This window comes from Streptococcus sp. 27098_8_91 (assembly GCF_041432385.1).
In the GTDB taxonomy this organism is placed as follows: Bacteria; Bacillota; Bacilli; order Lactobacillales; family Streptococcaceae; genus Streptococcus.
Genome location: NZ_JAPVZN010000003.1, coordinates 179,987 through 196,438, shown reverse-complemented (window position 1 = coordinate 196,438; position 16,452 = coordinate 179,987). Strand labels below are relative to the sequence as shown.

The 16,452-nt window shown below is 39.5% G+C and carries 21 protein-coding genes, 1 tRNA gene and 1 other RNA gene; 21 read left to right on the top strand and 2 right to left on the bottom strand.

Annotated elements, in window-relative coordinates; genetic code table 11:
* Positions 1-3: 3 nt before the first annotated feature.
* Positions 4-77, top strand: a tRNA-Asn gene (locus O3611_RS04630).
* 232 nt (positions 78-309) lie between these two features.
* Here O3611_RS04630 and O3611_RS04625 read toward each other — a convergent pair.
* Positions 310-552, bottom strand: coding sequence for an IS30 family transposase (locus O3611_RS04625; RefSeq protein WP_371607964.1), 243 nt, complete (start codon positions 550-552; stop codon positions 310-312).
* Positions 553-1,396: 844 nt separating this feature from the next.
* On the opposite strand from O3611_RS04625, the gene comW reads away from it, so the two are divergent.
* From comW to O3611_RS04560, 13 genes are all read left to right on the top strand, one after another.
* A complete protein-coding gene (gene comW, locus O3611_RS04620) occupies positions 1,397-1,633 on the top strand; it encodes a sigma(X)-activator ComW (RefSeq protein WP_075231179.1) in 237 nt (78 codons plus the stop codon).
* Positions 1,634-1,865: 232 nt separating this feature from the next.
* Positions 1,866-3,152 carry an adenylosuccinate synthase gene (locus O3611_RS04615; RefSeq protein WP_371607963.1) on the top strand — a complete coding sequence of 429 codons (1,287 nt, stop codon included), beginning with the start codon at positions 1,866-1,868 and terminating at the stop codon, positions 3,150-3,152.
* A 199-nt stretch (positions 3,153-3,351) separates the two neighbouring features.
* A complete protein-coding gene (gene tadA, locus O3611_RS04610) occupies positions 3,352-3,819 on the top strand; it encodes a tRNA adenosine(34) deaminase TadA (protein ID WP_075231178.1) in 468 nt (155 codons plus the stop codon).
* A gap of 32 nt (positions 3,820-3,851) precedes the next feature.
* An RNA gene (gene ffs / locus O3611_RS04605) (signal recognition particle sRNA small type) lies at positions 3,852-3,950 on the top strand.
* 55 nt (positions 3,951-4,005) lie between these two features.
* The gene (locus tag O3611_RS04600) at positions 4,006-4,449 is read left to right on the top strand and encodes a dUTP diphosphatase (RefSeq protein WP_000701987.1); all 444 of its coding nucleotides are present in this window, start codon (positions 4,006-4,008) and stop codon (positions 4,447-4,449) included.
* Positions 4,409-4,966 carry a histidine phosphatase family protein gene (locus tag O3611_RS04595; protein WP_083301263.1) on the top strand — a complete coding sequence of 186 codons (558 nt, stop codon included), beginning with the start codon at positions 4,409-4,411 and terminating at the stop codon, positions 4,964-4,966. Before O3611_RS04600 ends, O3611_RS04595 begins: the two co-directional genes overlap by 41 nt.
* Positions 4,967-5,105: 139 nt before the next feature.
* On the top strand, positions 5,106-5,645 hold the full coding sequence (locus O3611_RS04590; RefSeq protein ID WP_075231176.1) for a histidine phosphatase family protein: 540 nt from the start codon (positions 5,106-5,108) through the stop codon (positions 5,643-5,645).
* Between the two features lie 13 nt (positions 5,646-5,658).
* A complete protein-coding gene (gene radA / locus O3611_RS04585; RefSeq protein ID WP_083301262.1) occupies positions 5,659-7,020 on the top strand; it encodes a DNA repair protein RadA in 1,362 nt (453 codons plus the stop codon).
* A 70-nt stretch (positions 7,021-7,090) separates the two neighbouring features.
* On the top strand, positions 7,091-7,786 hold the full coding sequence (locus O3611_RS04580; protein WP_371607962.1) for a TIGR00266 family protein: 696 nt from the start codon (positions 7,091-7,093) through the stop codon (positions 7,784-7,786).
* A gap of 159 nt (positions 7,787-7,945) precedes the next feature.
* A complete protein-coding gene (locus O3611_RS04575) occupies positions 7,946-8,443 on the top strand; it encodes a carbonic anhydrase (RefSeq protein WP_075229721.1) in 498 nt (165 codons plus the stop codon).
* Between the two features lie 24 nt (positions 8,444-8,467).
* On the top strand, positions 8,468-9,286 hold the full coding sequence (locus tag O3611_RS04570) for a PrsW family glutamic-type intramembrane protease (RefSeq protein ID WP_371607961.1): 819 nt from the start codon (positions 8,468-8,470) through the stop codon (positions 9,284-9,286).
* 142 nt (positions 9,287-9,428) lie between these two features.
* Positions 9,429-10,397: a ribose-phosphate diphosphokinase gene (locus tag O3611_RS04565; RefSeq protein ID WP_075231173.1), complete on the top strand. Its 969-nt coding sequence runs from the start codon at positions 9,429-9,431 to the stop codon at positions 10,395-10,397.
* A gap of 121 nt (positions 10,398-10,518) precedes the next feature.
* Positions 10,519-10,956: a CoA-binding protein gene (locus O3611_RS04560; RefSeq protein ID WP_371607960.1), complete on the top strand. Its 438-nt coding sequence runs from the start codon at positions 10,519-10,521 to the stop codon at positions 10,954-10,956.
* A 28-nt stretch (positions 10,957-10,984) separates the two neighbouring features.
* On the opposite strand, the gene O3611_RS04555 is transcribed toward O3611_RS04560, so the two are convergent.
* Positions 10,985-11,995: a YeiH family protein gene (locus O3611_RS04555; protein ID WP_371607959.1), complete on the bottom strand. Its 1,011-nt coding sequence runs from the start codon at positions 11,993-11,995 to the stop codon at positions 10,985-10,987.
* A gap of 153 nt (positions 11,996-12,148) precedes the next feature.
* Here O3611_RS04555 and O3611_RS04550 point away from each other — a divergent pair, with 153 nt between their 5' ends.
* The 7 genes from O3611_RS04550 (at position 12,149) to O3611_RS04520 (ending at position 16,263) form a co-directional block, all read left to right on the top strand.
* Entirely contained in the window at positions 12,149-13,318 is a 1,170-nt protein-coding gene (locus tag O3611_RS04550) for a pyridoxal phosphate-dependent aminotransferase (RefSeq protein WP_311522406.1), read from the top strand.
* Positions 13,315-14,085: a DNA repair protein RecO gene (gene recO / locus O3611_RS04545; RefSeq protein ID WP_311522407.1), complete on the top strand. Its 771-nt coding sequence runs from the start codon at positions 13,315-13,317 to the stop codon at positions 14,083-14,085. Before O3611_RS04550 ends, recO begins: the two co-directional genes overlap by 4 nt.
* Positions 14,082-15,074: a phosphate acyltransferase PlsX gene (gene plsX / locus O3611_RS04540; RefSeq protein WP_311522408.1), complete on the top strand. Its 993-nt coding sequence runs from the start codon at positions 14,082-14,084 to the stop codon at positions 15,072-15,074. Before recO ends, plsX begins: the two co-directional genes overlap by 4 nt.
* A gap of 5 nt (positions 15,075-15,079) precedes the next feature.
* Positions 15,080-15,316, top strand: coding sequence for an acyl carrier protein (locus tag O3611_RS04535; protein ID WP_311522409.1), 237 nt, complete (start codon positions 15,080-15,082; stop codon positions 15,314-15,316).
* 447 nt (positions 15,317-15,763) lie between these two features.
* Positions 15,764-15,907, top strand: coding sequence for a class IIb bacteriocin, lactobin A/cerein 7B family (locus tag O3611_RS04530; RefSeq protein ID WP_075229712.1), 144 nt, complete (start codon positions 15,764-15,766; stop codon positions 15,905-15,907).
* Positions 15,908-15,924: 17 nt separating this feature from the next.
* Positions 15,925-16,074 (top strand): class IIb bacteriocin, lactobin A/cerein 7B family, encoded by a 150-nt coding sequence (locus O3611_RS04525; RefSeq protein WP_311522410.1) that lies wholly within the window; start codon positions 15,925-15,927, stop codon positions 16,072-16,074.
* Between the two features lie 12 nt (positions 16,075-16,086).
* On the top strand, positions 16,087-16,263 hold the full coding sequence (locus O3611_RS04520) for a hypothetical protein (RefSeq protein ID WP_000793176.1): 177 nt from the start codon (positions 16,087-16,089) through the stop codon (positions 16,261-16,263).
* Positions 16,264-16,452 lie beyond the last annotated feature (189 nt).

Below are 16,452 nucleotides of genomic sequence, written 5' to 3'. Positions count from 1 at the left end.
TAATCCGCCATAGCTCAGTTGGTAGTAGCGCATGACTGTTAATCATGATGTCGTAGGTTCGAGTCCTACTGGCGGAGTATGTAGACGTTCCGAGGAACGTCTTTTTTTATCTTTCAGGGGTCATCTTGATCCTTTTTAATTTTGCTCTTTATTAATATTTAATATCTTTTATAAGTTTGTTAGATTTGAGTGTTTTATTTGAAGTAATTTTTATTCCTTTTAATAGGTCTTAAAAGATTTTCTAGGCATTCTATTTCTTTTATCAGCGATAGCTGATAAATAATGTTCAGAAATATTAGTAAAATCCATTTATTTCGGTTGTCCATTTTGTCTTAATAAGCCATTAGAATGTTCATTGAGCCCCCGTTGACCAGGACAGTCTGAACCCGCAAAGAAAATATCAATGTCATGCGCATTGGAAATAGATTTCCAATTAGAAAATTCTTTCCCACAATCAAAAGTTATAGACCTAAAAAGGTGGCTAGGGACTTGAGACAACCATTGATTAATAGAAGCCTCAATATCACTTGCTCTCCGTCCATTGGTTTTCAGTGCGATGATGTTTTTGAGCAGCGTTCTACTTTGGTAATAACTGCATTTTTGTATTTTTCTCCCACAATTGTATCCCCTTCTAGATGACCGAATTCCGTCTTAAAATCGGGATAACTGTCTGCTCTCTCACGTAAATCTCTACGAAACGCTTGTTTTTCTTGTTTTTCGCTATGATCATTTGCTTTTCTGGAGGTCCTCTTTCTTAAAAATACCGTGGGTCTGCTAGTCGATAGAGAGTTCTCATAGAATCTGGATGAGCTCCGTTAATGACATCAAGGCTCCAGCTTCTAAATGAGTTTGAATAAAGTTTTTTTCTGCTTGCGAAAGACTGGTTTTATTCCTGCCACAGCGATTCTTATTGACTTTATATTGCTTATAGCAATCATAAGCAGAGTGCCCTTCTTTCAGATAGTTGATGACCTTGTAGATTGTCTGTTTTGATCTTCCTAGTGAGTTCGCAATATCTAGAACTTTTATGTTTTCTTGAAAGTAAGCCTTTATCATTACGAGTTCGTTTGTGGTAAGATGTATATAGGTTATTTATGTTAGTTCCTATCAGACAAATGTGTTAGTTTATCTGAGCCTAACAAAGATGGCTTTTTCTGTCTAGTTTAATTTTACAAATTGGGATTATAAAGTATACTAGCATAATTCCTACAGTATTATTTTCATTACAGAAATTTTAGATGTTTTTTTGAAATGTAGTATTGTGCCCCTGATCTGTTAGTTTTCTTTATCTGTTATTTATTTGAATATTCATTATAGTACATGATGGAAGTATCTGCCCTGGTTCTTCTATTTTTTTGTTATACTCATTTTATCAATAGAAATGGAGTCAAATAAAATGATTGAACAGATTTATGAACAATATCTTGATTTTTATGATGTTATTGAAAAGGAATATAGTTATTTAGTAGATAATGATTTAGAATGGGAAGTTTTTCATCTTCGATTTTTACTCTATTATTTAGTTCGGTACAAGTTTGATATTATGCATCCTTTATTTTCTTACCACTATAGAGCTTGCTACCGTTTGTACATTGAACAGTTATTGATTTCAAATGATTATGTTCTAGTTTAATCTTTATTTATCGTTATTTCCGAACAATTTTATTATTTTATCTTATCATAATAAAAATTTGCAATATTTTTTCAATATGATTTTTTCAATTTTCTCTAAATTCCTAATGTTTCAGGTATTTGGTCTTGAAAAAATAGAGAATCTTTATTATAATAAATTGTAAGATATAATTGCAGGTGAGATTCCTGCCATGTATGTGAGAAAGGAAGAGCCTAAGGGCTCAGACAAGATTATGACTTCAGTTGTTGTTGTAGGTACCCAGTGGGGTGATGAAGGTAAAGGGAAGATTACAGACTTCCTTTCAGCTAATGCAGAAGTGATTGCACGTTACCAAGGTGGTGATAATGCTGGTCACACAATTGTGATTGATGGAAAGAAATTTAAGTTGCACTTGATTCCTTCTGGAATTTTCTTCCCTGAAAAAATTTCTGTCATTGGGAATGGGATGGTTGTAAATCCTAAGTCACTTGTGAAAGAGTTGAGCTATCTTCATGATGAAGGTGTTACAACAGATAATCTACGTATTTCTGATCGTGCGCATGTTATTTTGCCGTACCACATCGAGTTAGACCGTCTGCAAGAAGAAGCTAAGGGTGAAAATAAGATTGGTACTACTATCAAGGGTATTGGTCCAGCTTATATGGATAAGGCTGCTCGCGTTGGGATTCGTATTGCGGATCTTTTGGATAAGGAGATTTTCCGTGAGCGTTTAGAACGTAACCTTGCTGAGAAGAATCGTTTGTTTGAAAAATTGTATGAAAGCAACCCTATTTCAATTGATGATATTTTTGAAGAATATTATGAATATGGTCAACAAATTAAGCAATATGTGACAGATACTTCTGTTATCTTGAATGATGCGCTCGATAATGGTAAACGTGTCTTATTTGAAGGTGCCCAAGGTGTCATGTTAGATATTGACCAAGGTACGTATCCATTTGTTACATCATCAAACCCTGTTGCTGGTGGTGTGACGATCGGTTCAGGTGTTGGTCCAAGCAAGATTGACAAGGTTGTAGGTGTATGTAAAGCCTATACAAGTCGTGTTGGTGATGGGCCTTTCCCAACTGAATTGTTTGATGAAGTGGGAGAACGCATTCGTGAAGTAGGTCATGAGTATGGTACAACTACAGGTCGTCCACGTCGTGTAGGTTGGTTTGACTCAGTTGTGATGCGTCATAGTCGCCGTGTTTCTGGAATTACGAATCTTTCTTTGAACTCTATCGATGTTTTGAGTGGTTTGGATACAGTTAAAATCTGTGTAGCTTATGATCTTGATGGTCAACGCATTGACTACTATCCAGCTAGTCTTGAACAATTGAAACGTTGCAAGCCTATCTATGAAGAGTTACCAGGTTGGTCAGAAGATATTACCGGAGTTCGTAATTTGGAAGATCTTCCTGAGAATGCGCGTAACTATGTTCGTCGTGTGAGTGAATTGGTTGGTGTTCGTATTTCTACTTTCTCAGTAGGTCCTGGTCGTGAACAAACAAATATTTTAGAAAGTGTTTGGTCCTAAGAGATTTTTAAGATTTGTTTAAGATAGGTCGGGTATACTATAGACAGTTACAAGAAGACCTCCTAACTTGTTGTAACAAATATCCTAAACTTTTCTTTTTCATAATAATCTCCCTATAAAGTCACCGCATTCGGTGGCTTTTTTTGTGTTGGGATTCATGATATAATAATAAAACTGACAAGTAGGAAAAGGGAAATTGATGAATTATACAGTTGAAGAAAAAGAAGTCTTTATGAGGGAAGCTTTGAGAGAGGCGAAGATTGCTTTAGAGCATGATGAAATCCCAATTGGTTGTGTGATTGTCAAGGATGGAGAAATCATTGGTCGTGGGCATAATGCGCGTGAGGAGTTACAACGAGCGGTTATGCACGCGGAGATTATGGCCATAGAGAATGCGAACCTGAGTGAGGAGAGCTGGCGCTTGCTGGATTGCACGCTTTTTGTGACTATTGAGCCGTGTGTCATGTGTAGTGGGGCGATTGGGCTTGCTCGTATCCCTAAGGTAGTTTATGGGGCTAAAAACCAGAAATTTGGCGCTGCTGGCAGCCTCTACGATATTTTAACAGATGAGCGCCTCAATCACCGTGTGGAAGTTGAAACTGGGATTTTGGAAAGTGAATGTGCAGGTATTATGCAGGAATTTTTCAGAAATCGACGGAAAAAATAATTTCTCTTTTAAAATCTTGGGAAATGTGGTATAATAACTAATGGAGCAACAGTTCTGCGTGAAGCGGGTCAGGGGAGGAATCCAGCAGCCCTAAGCGAGTGTGAATTGTGTGCTCTTTTTTCGTGCTTTTTTCGAATAAATAAGATAAAATAGCCTAGAATAAAAGACAATAGAAAAGAGAATAATATGAAAATTCGTGGTTTTGAATTGGTTTCTAGTTTTACAGATGAAAATTTATTGCCCAAGCGTGAGACAGCGCATGCGGCTGGTTACGACTTAAAGGTTGCTGTGCGTACAGTTATTGCGCCAGGAGAGATTGTCTTGGTTCCGACAGGGGTTAAGGCTTATATGCAGCCGACTGAGGTTCTCTACCTCTATGATCGTTCTTCAAATCCTCGTAAGAAGGGTTTGGTTTTAATTAACTCAGTTGGAGTCATTGATGGGGATTATTATGGAAATCCTGGGAATGAAGGGCATATTTTTGCGCAGATGAAGAATATCACAGACCAAGAGGTTGTTCTTGAAGTTGGTGAACGTGTGGTCCAGGCTGTCTTTGCTCCTTTCTTAATTGCAGATGGAGATGCGGCTGATGGTGTTCGAACTGGTGGATTTGGATCGACAGGGCACTAGAATGAAGATTATCTTTGTACGTCATGGGGAGCCAGATTATTGTGAGTTAGAGGAGCGTTCTTATACGGGATTTGGGATAGATTTGGCACCCTTGTCTGATAAGGGACGGCAGCAAGCCCAGGAACTGAGAAAAAATCCTTTACTACCTTCAGCTGAAATAATCATATCTTCTGCAGTCACAAGAGCTTTAGAAACGGCTTTTTATGTGGTTTGTGCTACGGGACTTCCTTTGAGAGTGGAGCCATTATTACATGAATGGCAGGTCTATGAAAGTGGCGCAGATAATTTTGAAAAAGCTCGTACTATGTTTCTAGAAAATAAGGGGGAGTTACTTCCTAATAGTCCTATTCAATATGAGACAGCTACGGAAATGAAGTCTCGTTTTCTAGAATGTATGTCTAAGTATCGAGAACATCAGACTGTGGTAGTTGTTGCTCATCGAATGCTCATGCGCCAGTTTGTGCCAAATGAGAAGATTGATTTTTGCCAAGTGATTGAGTGTGAGTTAGAGATATAGAAAGAGGTTTATCATCGCAAAGAAAAAAGCGACATTTGTGTGTCAAAATTGTGAATATAATTCACCAAAGTATCTAGGACGGTGTCCAAACTGTGGATCTTGGTCTTCTTTTGTAGAAGAGGTGCGACCGGGCACTAAGATGAAGATTGTTTTTGTGCGTCATGGAGAGCCAGATTATAGTATGCTTGATAAACTTGAAAATCCGCGACTCTATAGTGGTTTTGGTCGTGATTTAGCACCATTGACAGGAAAAGGTCGCAGTCTGGCAAAAGAAGTTGCTAAAACTGCATGTTTTGGAAAGGCAGAGATTATTATTTCATCGTCTGTGACGAGGGCTTTAGAAACAGCACATTATATAGCGGTTGAAACAGGATTGGACTTATTTGTGGAGCCGTTTTTTCATGAGTGGCGTCCAGACTTAGATGGCACTAACTCTGATTTAACTAGTGTATTGGTAGCTCATGAATATTATCTAAAACATCAAGGAGGTTTATCTGAAGATTCTCCTTATCGCTATGAAACTGATCTAGAGATGCGTCATCGTTTTTTAAGTGCTTTGGAAAAATATAAAAATTATAAAACTATTATCATTGTAACTCACGGAATGCTCATGCGGCAATTTGTACCAGACGAGAAGATTAATTTTTGCCAAGTGATTGAATGTGAGATAGAAATTTAGAAAGAGGTTTATCATCGCAAAGAAAAAAGCGACATTTGTATGTCAAAATTGTGGGTATAATTCCCCTAAATATCTAGGACGTTGTCCAAACTGTGGGTCTTGGTCTTCTTTTGTTGAGGAAGTTGAGGTTACAGAAGTCAAGAATGCGCGTGTGTCCTTAACAGGTGAGAAAACCAAGCCCATGAAACTGGCTGAAGTAACATCCATCAATGTCAATCGAACCAAGACCGAAATGGAGGAGTTTAATCGTGTTCTCGGTGGAGGTGTGGTACCAGGAAGCCTCGTCCTTATAGGTGGAGATCCTGGAATTGGGAAGTCGACTCTCCTCTTACAAGTATCAACCCAGCTGTCTCAAGTCGGAACAGTTCTCTACGTCAGTGGGGAGGAGTCAGCCCAGCAGATTAAGTTACGAGCGGAGCGCTTGGGGGATATCGATAGTGAGTTTTATCTCTATGCCGAGACCAATATGCAAAGTGTTCGTGCAGAAGTAGAGAGAATTCAGCCAGATTTTCTCATCATCGACTCCATCCAAACCATTATGTCTCCTGAGATTTCAGGGGTTCAAGGCTCTGTTTCTCAAGTGCGGGAAGTAACTGCAGAGCTCATGCAGTTGGCTAAGACCAATAACATCGCCATCTTTATCGTCGGCCATGTGACCAAGGAAGGAACCTTGGCGGGTCCGCGTATGTTGGAGCACATGGTGGACACGGTGCTTTACTTTGAAGGGGAGCGCCACCATACCTTCCGTATCTTGAGAGCAGTCAAAAACCGTTTTGGTTCCACTAATGAGATTGGCATCTTTGAGATGCAGTCAGGTGGACTGGTTGAGGTTCTTAATCCGAGTCAAGTTTTCCTAGAGGAGCGTTTAGACGGTGCGACTGGTTCCTCCATCGTAGTGACCATGGAAGGAACACGTCCGATTCTTGCAGAAGTGCAGGCCTTGGTAACACCGACTATGTTTGGAAATGCCAAGAGGACTACAACAGGACTTGACTTCAATCGTGCTAGTTTGATTATGGCTGTTTTGGAGAAACGGGCAGGCTTGCTCCTTCAAAATCAGGATGCTTATCTTAAATCAGCTGGAGGTGTTAAATTAGATGAGCCTGCTATTGACTTGGCAGTTGCGGTTGCTATAGCTTCGAGCTATAAGGACAAGCCAACCAATCCTCAGGAATGTTTTGTAGGAGAATTAGGTTTGACTGGAGAAATTCGGCGCGTCAATCGTATCGAGCAGCGCATCAATGAAGCAGCGAAACTTGGATTTACAAAAATCTATGTACCGAAAAATTCCTTGACAGGTATTAATCCACCTAAGGAGATTCAGGTGATTGGGGTGACGACTATCGGAGAAGTTTTGAAGAAGGTTTTCTCCTAATAGTTGTATCCAGGTATAGATTACTAATCATTTTATTGCTAACATTTATTAAAACAAGGAGGAATTTCTGATGAAATTTTCTATGGACAGTCATATGCAATTTCCTTTGGTAGAGTTGTCTCTCAATCAAGGAGAAACCGTCTATATCCAGCGGGGTAGCATGGTCTACCACACACCCAATGTAAGTCTCAATACTCAGCTCAATGCTAGCGGTTCTGGTTTAGGACGTTTTGTCAAAGCTGTGGGGCGTTCCATGGTTTCTGGCGAAAGTACCTTTATCACCCAAGCTATTGCTGAGTCTGACAACGGCAACCTTGCTCTAGCACCAGATACTCCTGGTCAAGTGATTGCTCTGGAACTAGGTGAAAAACAATATCGACTGAATGATGGGGCTTTTCTAGCTCTTGATGGTACGGCCTTCTATACAATGGAACATCAGTCTATTGGTAAAGCTCTCTTCGGAGGGCAAGGCGGTCTCTTTGTGATGACTACCCAAGGCCAGGGAACTCTCTTGGCCAATACTTTTGGCTCTATCAAAAAAATTGAGCTTCAAAACCAAGAAATAACTATTGACAATGCCCATGTGGTGGCTTGGAGTCAATCTTTGGACTATCATATTCACTTAGAAAATGGCTTCTGGCAGTCTATTGGTACGGGTGAAGGAGTGGTTAATACCTTCCGAGGTACTGGTGAAGTCTATGTACAAAGTCTCAATCTTCAGAGCTTTGCAGGTTCACTCAATAAGTATATCCAAAAAGGATCATAAACATAAAACTAGGACAGAAGCCCAAGCTAGAAGCTGGATGTCTCTGTCCTGGTTTTTTAATAAGGAGGTTGACAGCTGACAAGACAAAGAAAAGATGGTAAGATAGAAGATAAATAATTTGGTATTCAAATTATCTGGTAGACTAGAAAGTGAATTGTCATGTCCTATTTTGAAAATTTTTTAAAAGCCAATCAAGCCTATGTAGAACTGCATGGAGATCTTCATTTATCAATCAAACCAAAGACCAAGGTTGCAATCGTAACTTGTATGGACTCGCGTTTACATGTTGCGCCAGCTCTTGGGTTGGCTCTGGGAGATGCTCATATTTTGCGAAATGCGGGTGGTCGAGTGACGGAGGATATGATTCGCTCGCTTGTGATTTCCCAACAACAAATGGGAACAAGGGAAATTGTGGTGCTCCATCATACAGACTGTGGTGCACAGACATTTGAAAATGGTCCTTTTCAGGAGTATTTGAAAAAAGAACTAGGAGTGGATGTTTCTGACAAGGACTTTTTGCCTTTTCAAGACATTGATGAAAGTGTTCGTGAGGATATGAGATTGCTACAGGAATCTCCTCTAATCCCAGATGATGTTGTTATTTCAGGTGCGGTTTACGATGTGGATACAGGAAGGATGACAGTCGTAAAACTGTAAGGATTAAATGTAGAAAGATAGTGTATGAAGAAAAATATTATTTTATTTGTTTTTATTGTATTAGTGTGTATTGGTTTACAGTATGAGACCATGTATTTTACAGATGGATCGATGTCTGGAACGGAATATGGAGTGATGGGACTTTCCATCTTTCTAGCACTCTTTTATATGATTCCAGCTGTTTATCTCCTATACCGCATTGGACATAAATGGGGAACACCAAGAAAGTCTATAACTTTGTCCTTATTGGGTGGGATATTTATTTCGGGTTGGTTATCTAGCTTTGCTAATACCTATATCCATGATTTACTGGGGGATCTTTTCCCAGATAGTGCATTTTTAAATGCCTTTGAAAGTGCCATTGTTGCTCCGATTGTAGAGGAACCTTTAAAATTACTACCTCTTGCCTTTGTTTTGTATTTAATTCCAATTAAAAAATTGAAATCAATCTTTTTACTAGGGATTGCTTCAGGTTTAGGGTTTCAAATGATTGAGGATATCAGCTATATTCGCTCGGATTTACCAGAGGGCTTAGCTTATACAATTTCTCGGATTTTAGAGCGAATAACGTCTGCTCTTGCCTCGCATTGGACTTTTTCAGGACTTGCCATACTAGGTCTTTACTTGCTTTACAGGGCTTATAAAGGTCAGAAGGCAGAACTGAAGTCTGGTTTGAACTATCTTGGTTTGGCTTTTGGAACGCACTTCTTATTCAACTCGCCTATTGTAGAGTTAGAGACAGAGTTGCCCCTTGCTTTTCCTCTTGTAACAGCTATTACTCTTTATAGCTTTTATCAGGCTTTCCACTTTGTTGAGAGGGACAATGATGTGATGACAAAATAGATTTCTTAAAAGATTATAACAAGAGTATAAATGTTTGTTCTTGTTTTATTTTTTATTGAAAAATCAAGAAAAAAGCGCTACAATGGTAGTTGGAAAAATGTTGTGAAAAAACACAAGTGATACATAAATACTGGAGGAAATCATGTCTTTTTCTGATTTAAAGCTGTTTGCCCTTTCTTCAAATAGAGAATTGGCAGAGCGTGTGGCGCAAGAGATTGGGATAGAGTTGGGAAAATCGACTGTACGTCAATTTTCAGATGGAGAAATTCAAGTTAATATCGAAGAATCGATCCGTGGGAAACACGTCTTTATCCTACAATCAACTAGCTCACCTGTAAATGACAATCTGCTAGAAATTTTGATTATGGTAGATGCTTTGAAACGCGCCAGTGCAGAATCTGTCAACGTTGTTATGCCTTACTATGGCTATGCACGTCAGGATAGAAAGGCGAGAGCGCGTGAGCCAATCACTTCAAAACTTGTGGCAAATATGCTTGAAGTGGCTGGAGTGGATCGTTTGTTGACGATTGACTTGCATGCTGCACAGATTCAGGGATTTTTTGATATTCCTGTCGATCACTTGATGGGTGCTCCTTTAATTGCAGACTACTTTGAGCGTCGTGGCATGGTTGGTTCTGACTATGTGGTTGTCAGTCCGGACCATGGTGGGGTGACTCGTGCTCGTAAATTGGCAGAGTTTTTGAAAACTCCGATTGCCATTATTGATAAACGTCGTAGCGTGGACAAGATGAATACCAGTGAAGTGATGAACATCATTGGTAAGGTAGAAGGTAAGACTTGTATTTTGATTGACGATATGATCGATACAGCTGGAACTATTTGCCATGCGGCGGATGCTCTTGCAGAAGCTGGTGCTGTCGAAGTTTACGCAAGCTGTACGCACCCAGTTCTTTCAGGGCCTGCTATGGACAATATCCAGAAATCAGCGATTAAAAAATTAGTTGTTTTGGATACCATCTACTTACCAGAAGAACGTTTGATTGATAAGATTGAGCAAATCTCTATTGCTCACCTTCTTGCGGATGCTATCGTCCGTATCCACGAAAAACGTCCTCTATCTCCATTATTTAGTATTGAGAAAAAAATCTAACGAATTCATTGGATAAGACAAAACTCCTAACAAAGTGATAGACCTTGTTGGGAGTTTTTTGGTAGCAGAATTCTGCAAACCCTTTCAAAATATGCTATACTGATGAAAAAGGAGGATTTTTATGACTCAAGAATTTATCAATCCAAGTGATGGTGTGATTCGTCAGTATCTAGCAACTAGTAAGACTCTAGCAGTAGTGGGCTTGTCTGATCGTGAAGAAACAACTAGCAATCGAGTGACAAAGGAAATGCAGGCTCGTGGCTATAAAATCATACCAGTAAACCCCAAGGCTGCAGGTGGTGAAATCTTGGGAGAAAAGGCTTATGCCAGCCTAGCTGAGATTCCTTTTCCTGTAGATATCGTTAATGTCTATCGTCGTAGTGAGTTTCTACCAGATGTGGCACGAGATTTTCTCAAGGCTGATGCTAAGATTTTCTGGGCGCAACTAGGACTTGAAAGTCTAGAAGCGGAAGAAATCTTGCGTGCTGGAGGTTGCAATGATATCGTGATGAACCGTTGTATTAAGAGAGAACATACACGCTTAATTCTTGAACAATAAAAAGGTAGCTTGCGGGCTACCTTTTGTCTTAGAAAATACCGATGAGTGTTTGCATACCCAGGCTAGTCAGGATGATGGCAATCCAGCAGAAGGCACCAAGAAGAATGGATTTACCGCTGGACTTAATCATAGCAATGAGATTGGTTTTGAGACCGATAGCGCTCATGGCCATGATGATGAGGAATTTAGATAGTTGTTTGAGAGGTGCAAAGAAGCTACTGCTGACACCGAAGGAAGTAAGGATGGTGGTTAGCAGGGAAGCTAGGATGAAGTAGAGAATGAAAACAGGGAAGATTTTTTTAAGTTTTACTCCTTGGTTGTTGCCTCGTTGATGACTTTGCCAGTAAGAGAGGAAGAGAGTGATAGGGATAATAGCTAGGGTACGGGTCAATTTGACGATAGTAGCAGACTCAAGAGTGTTTGTGTGGTAAAGACTATCCCAGGCGCTGGCAGTGGCTGTTACAGAGGAAGTATCATTGACCGCAGTACCTGCAAAGAGGGAGAAGCCCTCATTTGATAGGTGAAGCCAGGTTCCTAGGGTTGGGAAAATAAGCGCTGCTAAGACATTGAAGAAAAAGATAACAGAGATGGATTGGGCGACTTCTTTTTCCTTGGCATGGATGACGGGAGCTGTCGCTGCAATGGCAGAACCTCCACAGATAGAGGAACCAACACCGATCAAGGTAGCTAGTTTTGTATCTAAATCAAAAAAGCGTTGGAAAAGATAAGCTACAATCAAGGCTATAGAAATGGTAGATAGAATGACAGGAAGGGAAGATTTTCCTACTGCAAAAACTTGAGAGATATTGAGTCCAAACCCAAGCAAGATAACAGCATACTGAAGCAATTTCTTGGAGCTGTAAGTCAAACCAGCATCTAGTTGTTTATAGGAAGTGAGAAATGGGTGGAGAATCATGCCAATAAAGATGGCAAAAACAGGAGCTCCTACAACAGGCAGAAAGCCTCCTAAAACCCAAGAGATGATAGAAATGATCAGACAGGCTAACAGTCCTGCCCAATTTTTTGATAGAAATGACATAAAAACCTCCGAAAATAAATACTCCTTATTATAATCTTATCTCGGAAAAAAGTAAATAGAAAGCCTTTGGAAGGCTAATTCTGGATGTAATTTTGCGGTCAGAGAGCTTTTGTAGTATAATAGACATATGTTCTTTAAGCAAGGAGGGTATCTATGGACTTAACCAAGCGATTTAATAAACAATTAGATAAGATTCAAGTTTCCTTGATTCGTCAGTTTGACCAGGCTATTTCAGAGATTCCTGGAGTCCTGCGGTTGACCTTGGGAGAACCAGATTTTACAACGCCAGATCATGTCAAGGAGGCTGCAAAGCGAGCCATCGATCAAGACCAATCCTACTATACAGGGATGAGCGGTTTGTTGACCTTACGCCAAGCAGCTAGTGATTTTGTAAAAGAAAAGTATCAGTTGGACTACAATCCTGAAAATGAAATCTTGGTTACAATTGGTGCGACAGAAGCTTTATCAGCTACTTTGACAGCCATTTTGGAGGAAGGAGACAAGGTTCTCTTGCCAGCTCCTGCCTATCCTGGCTATGAGCCAATAGTTAATCTAGTTGGTGCAGAGATTGTCGAAATTGATACAACTGAAAATGGTTTTGTTTTGACGCCTGAGATGTTGGAAAAGGCAATTTTGGAGCAGTGGGACAAGCTCAAGGCAGTTATTCTCAACTATCCAGCCAACCCTACAGGAATCACTTATAGTCGCGAGCAATTAGAAGACTTGGCAGCTGTTTTACGTAAGTATGAGATTTTCGTAGTCTGTGATGAAGTCTACTCAGAATTGACCTATACAGGGGAAAATCATGTATCGCTGGGTACTATGCTGAGAGATCAGGCCATTATCATCAATGGTCTATCCAAATCCCATGCCATGACAGGTTGGCGTTTAGGTTTTATCTTTGCACCAGCAAACTTTACAGCTCAACTCATCAAGAGTCACCAGTACTTGGTCACTGCCGCAAACACCATGGCTCAACACGCAGCGGTAGAAGCTTTGACAGCTGGTAAGAATGATGCGGAACCTATGAAGAAGGAATATATCCAACGTCGGGACTACATTATCGAGAAGATGACTGCACTTGGTTTTGAGATTATCAAACCAGATGGTGCTTTTTATATCTTTGCTAAGATTCCAGCAGGCTATAATCAAGATTCCTTTGCTTTTCTGAAAGATTTTGCCCAGAAAAAGGCTGTCGCCTTCATCCCTGGTGCTGCCTTTGGACAGTATGGAGAGGGCTATGTTCGCCTATCTTATGCAGCTAGCATGGGAACCATCAGAGAAGCTATGAAACGACTTGAGGAGTACATGAGAGAAGCATGATTCAATCTATCACAAGTCAGGGTTTAGTACTTTACAATCGAAATTTTCGAGAGGATGATAAGCTTGTTAAAATCTTTACAGAACAGGCAGGCAAGCGCATGTTTTTTGTGAAACACGCTGGTCAATCAAAACTGGCTCCGGTTATTCAGCCCTTGGTGCTAGCTCGTTTTCTCTTGCGCATCAATGATGATGGACTCAGTTATATTGAGGATTATCATGAGGTGATGACCTTTCCAGGGATCAATAGTGATCTCTTTACCATGGCTTATGCGACCTATGTGGCAGCCTTGGCTGATGCGAGTTTGCAGGATAATCAGCAGGACGCTCCTTTATTTGCTTTTTTGCAGAAGACATTAGAGCTGATGGAAGAGGGCTTAGATTATCAGGTCTTGACTAATATTTTTGAAATTCAGATTTTGACACGGTTTGGGATTGGTCTAAACTTTAATGAGTGTACTTTTTGTCATCGAGTAGGTCAGGCCTTTGACTTTTCTTTCAAATATGGAGCCTGTCTTTGCCCAGAGCATTATCATGAGGATGAGAAACGATGTCATCTAAATCCCAATATTCCTTATCTGCTCAATCAATTTCAAGCCATTGATTTTGATACTCTGGAGACTATTTCGCTCAAGTCAGAAATTAAGCAAGACTTGCGTAAGTTTATGGACCAGATTTACGAAGAGTACGTCGGGATTCACCTAAAATCAAAGAAATTTATTGATTCCCTAGCCGATTGGGGACAATTACTAAAAGAGGAAGACAAATGAAAAAAATCGCAGTAGATGCAATGGGTGGCGATTATGCACCTCAAGCTATTGTAGAGGGAGTCAATCAAGCTCTTGCTGACTTTTCAGATATTGAGATTCAACTTTACGGAGATGAAAGTAAAATTAAGCAATATCTAACAGCTACAGAGCGCGTTAGTATTATCCATACTGATGAAAAAATCGATTCAGACGATGAGCCTACAAGAGCCATCCGTAAGAAGAAAAATGCCAGTATGGTCTTGGCGGCCAAGGCTGTCAAAGATGGAGAGGCAGATGCTGTTCTTTCTGCAGGAAATACAGGTGCTTTGCTTGCGGCCGGATTTTTCATCGTAGGTCGTATCAAGAATATCGATCGACCTGGGCTTATGTCAACCTTGCCAACTATTGATGGGAAAGGTTTTGATATGCTAGATCTCGGTGCCAATGCAGAAAACACAGCCCATCACCTTCATCAATATGCCATCCTAGGTTCTTTCTACGCTAAAAATGTTCGTGGAATTGCAAAACCACGAGTTGGTTTGCTTAATAACGGGACCGAGAGCAGCAAGGGAGATCCACTCCGCAAGGAAACTTATGACTTGCTAGTAGCTGATGAGAGTTTGAACTTTATCGGTAATGTGGAAGCGCGTGATTTAATGGATGGCGTTGCTGATGTAGTCGTAACAGATGGTTTCACGGGAAACGCTGTGCTCAAATCCATTGAAGGTACAGCCATGGGAATCATGGGCTTACTAAAAAATACCATTACAGGTGGCGGTTTGCGAGCTAAATTAGGTGCTCTTCTTCTTAAGGATAGTCTTAGAGGTTTGAAAAAGCAGCTCAACTATTCTGACGTTGGAGGTGCAGTCTTGTTTGGTGTCAAGGCGCCGGTTGTCAAGACTCATGGATCAAGTGATGCCAAGGCTGTGTACAGTACGATTCGTCAGATTCGTACCATGCTAGAAACAGACGTAGTTGCTCAAACTGCGCGTGAATTTTCAGGAGAATAATATATATGACAGATAAAGAAATTTTTAACCGTATCGTGACCATCATCCAAGAACGTCAAGGAGAAGACTTTGTAGTCACAGAGGCCTTGAGCTTGAAGGATGATTTGGATGCTGATTCGGTAGATTTGATGGAATTCGTACTAACCATTGAGGATGAATTTGGAATTGAAATCAGTGATGAAGAAATCGACCATCTTCAAAGTGTGGCAGATGTATTAAAAGCCATTAAAGATAAAATCTAACATATAGCAACATGCAAGTCATGTTGTTTTTTTGTTTTTCGAAAAAGATAAGATTTTGAAATTTTATAGTTGAGTTTACGAATAAAGAGATAAGAACAAAAAAGGAGGATTGCTGATGTATGTGACAGGTCTTTATCCGTGGTTGATCAAGTGGTTTTTAAAATAAATTTGATTTAATTGTTTATTTTAAAATGATTTCTCGAATAGACAAGTGAGAAGAAGAGGAAGGAGATTACTTCATGTTTATACCAAGCTTGTATCCATGGTTAATTAAGTGGTTTTTGAAATAAATAAATTTATTTTAAATTATTTTTCGAATAGATAAGTAAGAAGAAAAGGAAGGAGATTAGAAATGATTATTTCAGTTATTTATCCAATTTGGCTTTTAAAATGGTTTAAAGGTTAAAAATTGCAAACAAAAAACTATAAAAATAAAGGAGAAAAAAGATGACAAACTTTGACAAAATGGAACAGAACTTTGTAGCTCTTACAGAAGAAGAGCTAATGGAAGTGGATGGGGGGTCGGTTACCGCCGTAGTTGTAGGAGGTGTCTTACTAATTGGTGGTATTGCTTGGGGCTATTTTATGTAATAATAAGGAGAGAAAAAATGAATTTAAATAAATGGACAGAATTGACAGAAGAAGAATTGATGAATACAGAAGGTGGATCAATTACCATAGCCACGGTTGGTGCAGGATTGGCAATTTTCCTTGGTGGTCGATTAATTGGTCAAGATTTAAAACGTAAATTTGGATAGAAGTGAACTTGTATGAAAAATCTAAAAAATGTAATGGGAGCCTTTTTAATTATTTTTGGAGTGCTTTGTATATTGGGGGATTTACATGTAATCACCTTTAATGTTGAAAAATATTTCCAAACAGAGTTATTTGTTCCGATGCTTATTTTGATGATGAGTTATTTAGATTCAGGTAAAGACAAGGTTTAAAGAGAACTATTATTAGTATGTGGCAAATGCTATAGAATAATCATCTTTTAGTTGTTATCAATGAAATAAGAACTAAAAAAATGGAGAAATAAATGAATATCTCAGAAGAATGTGCGGCTATAATTATATCAGCCTCAGGAATAGTAGGACTTTTGGTTGGAGTAGCTATTGGATTAGCTAGTATTATTT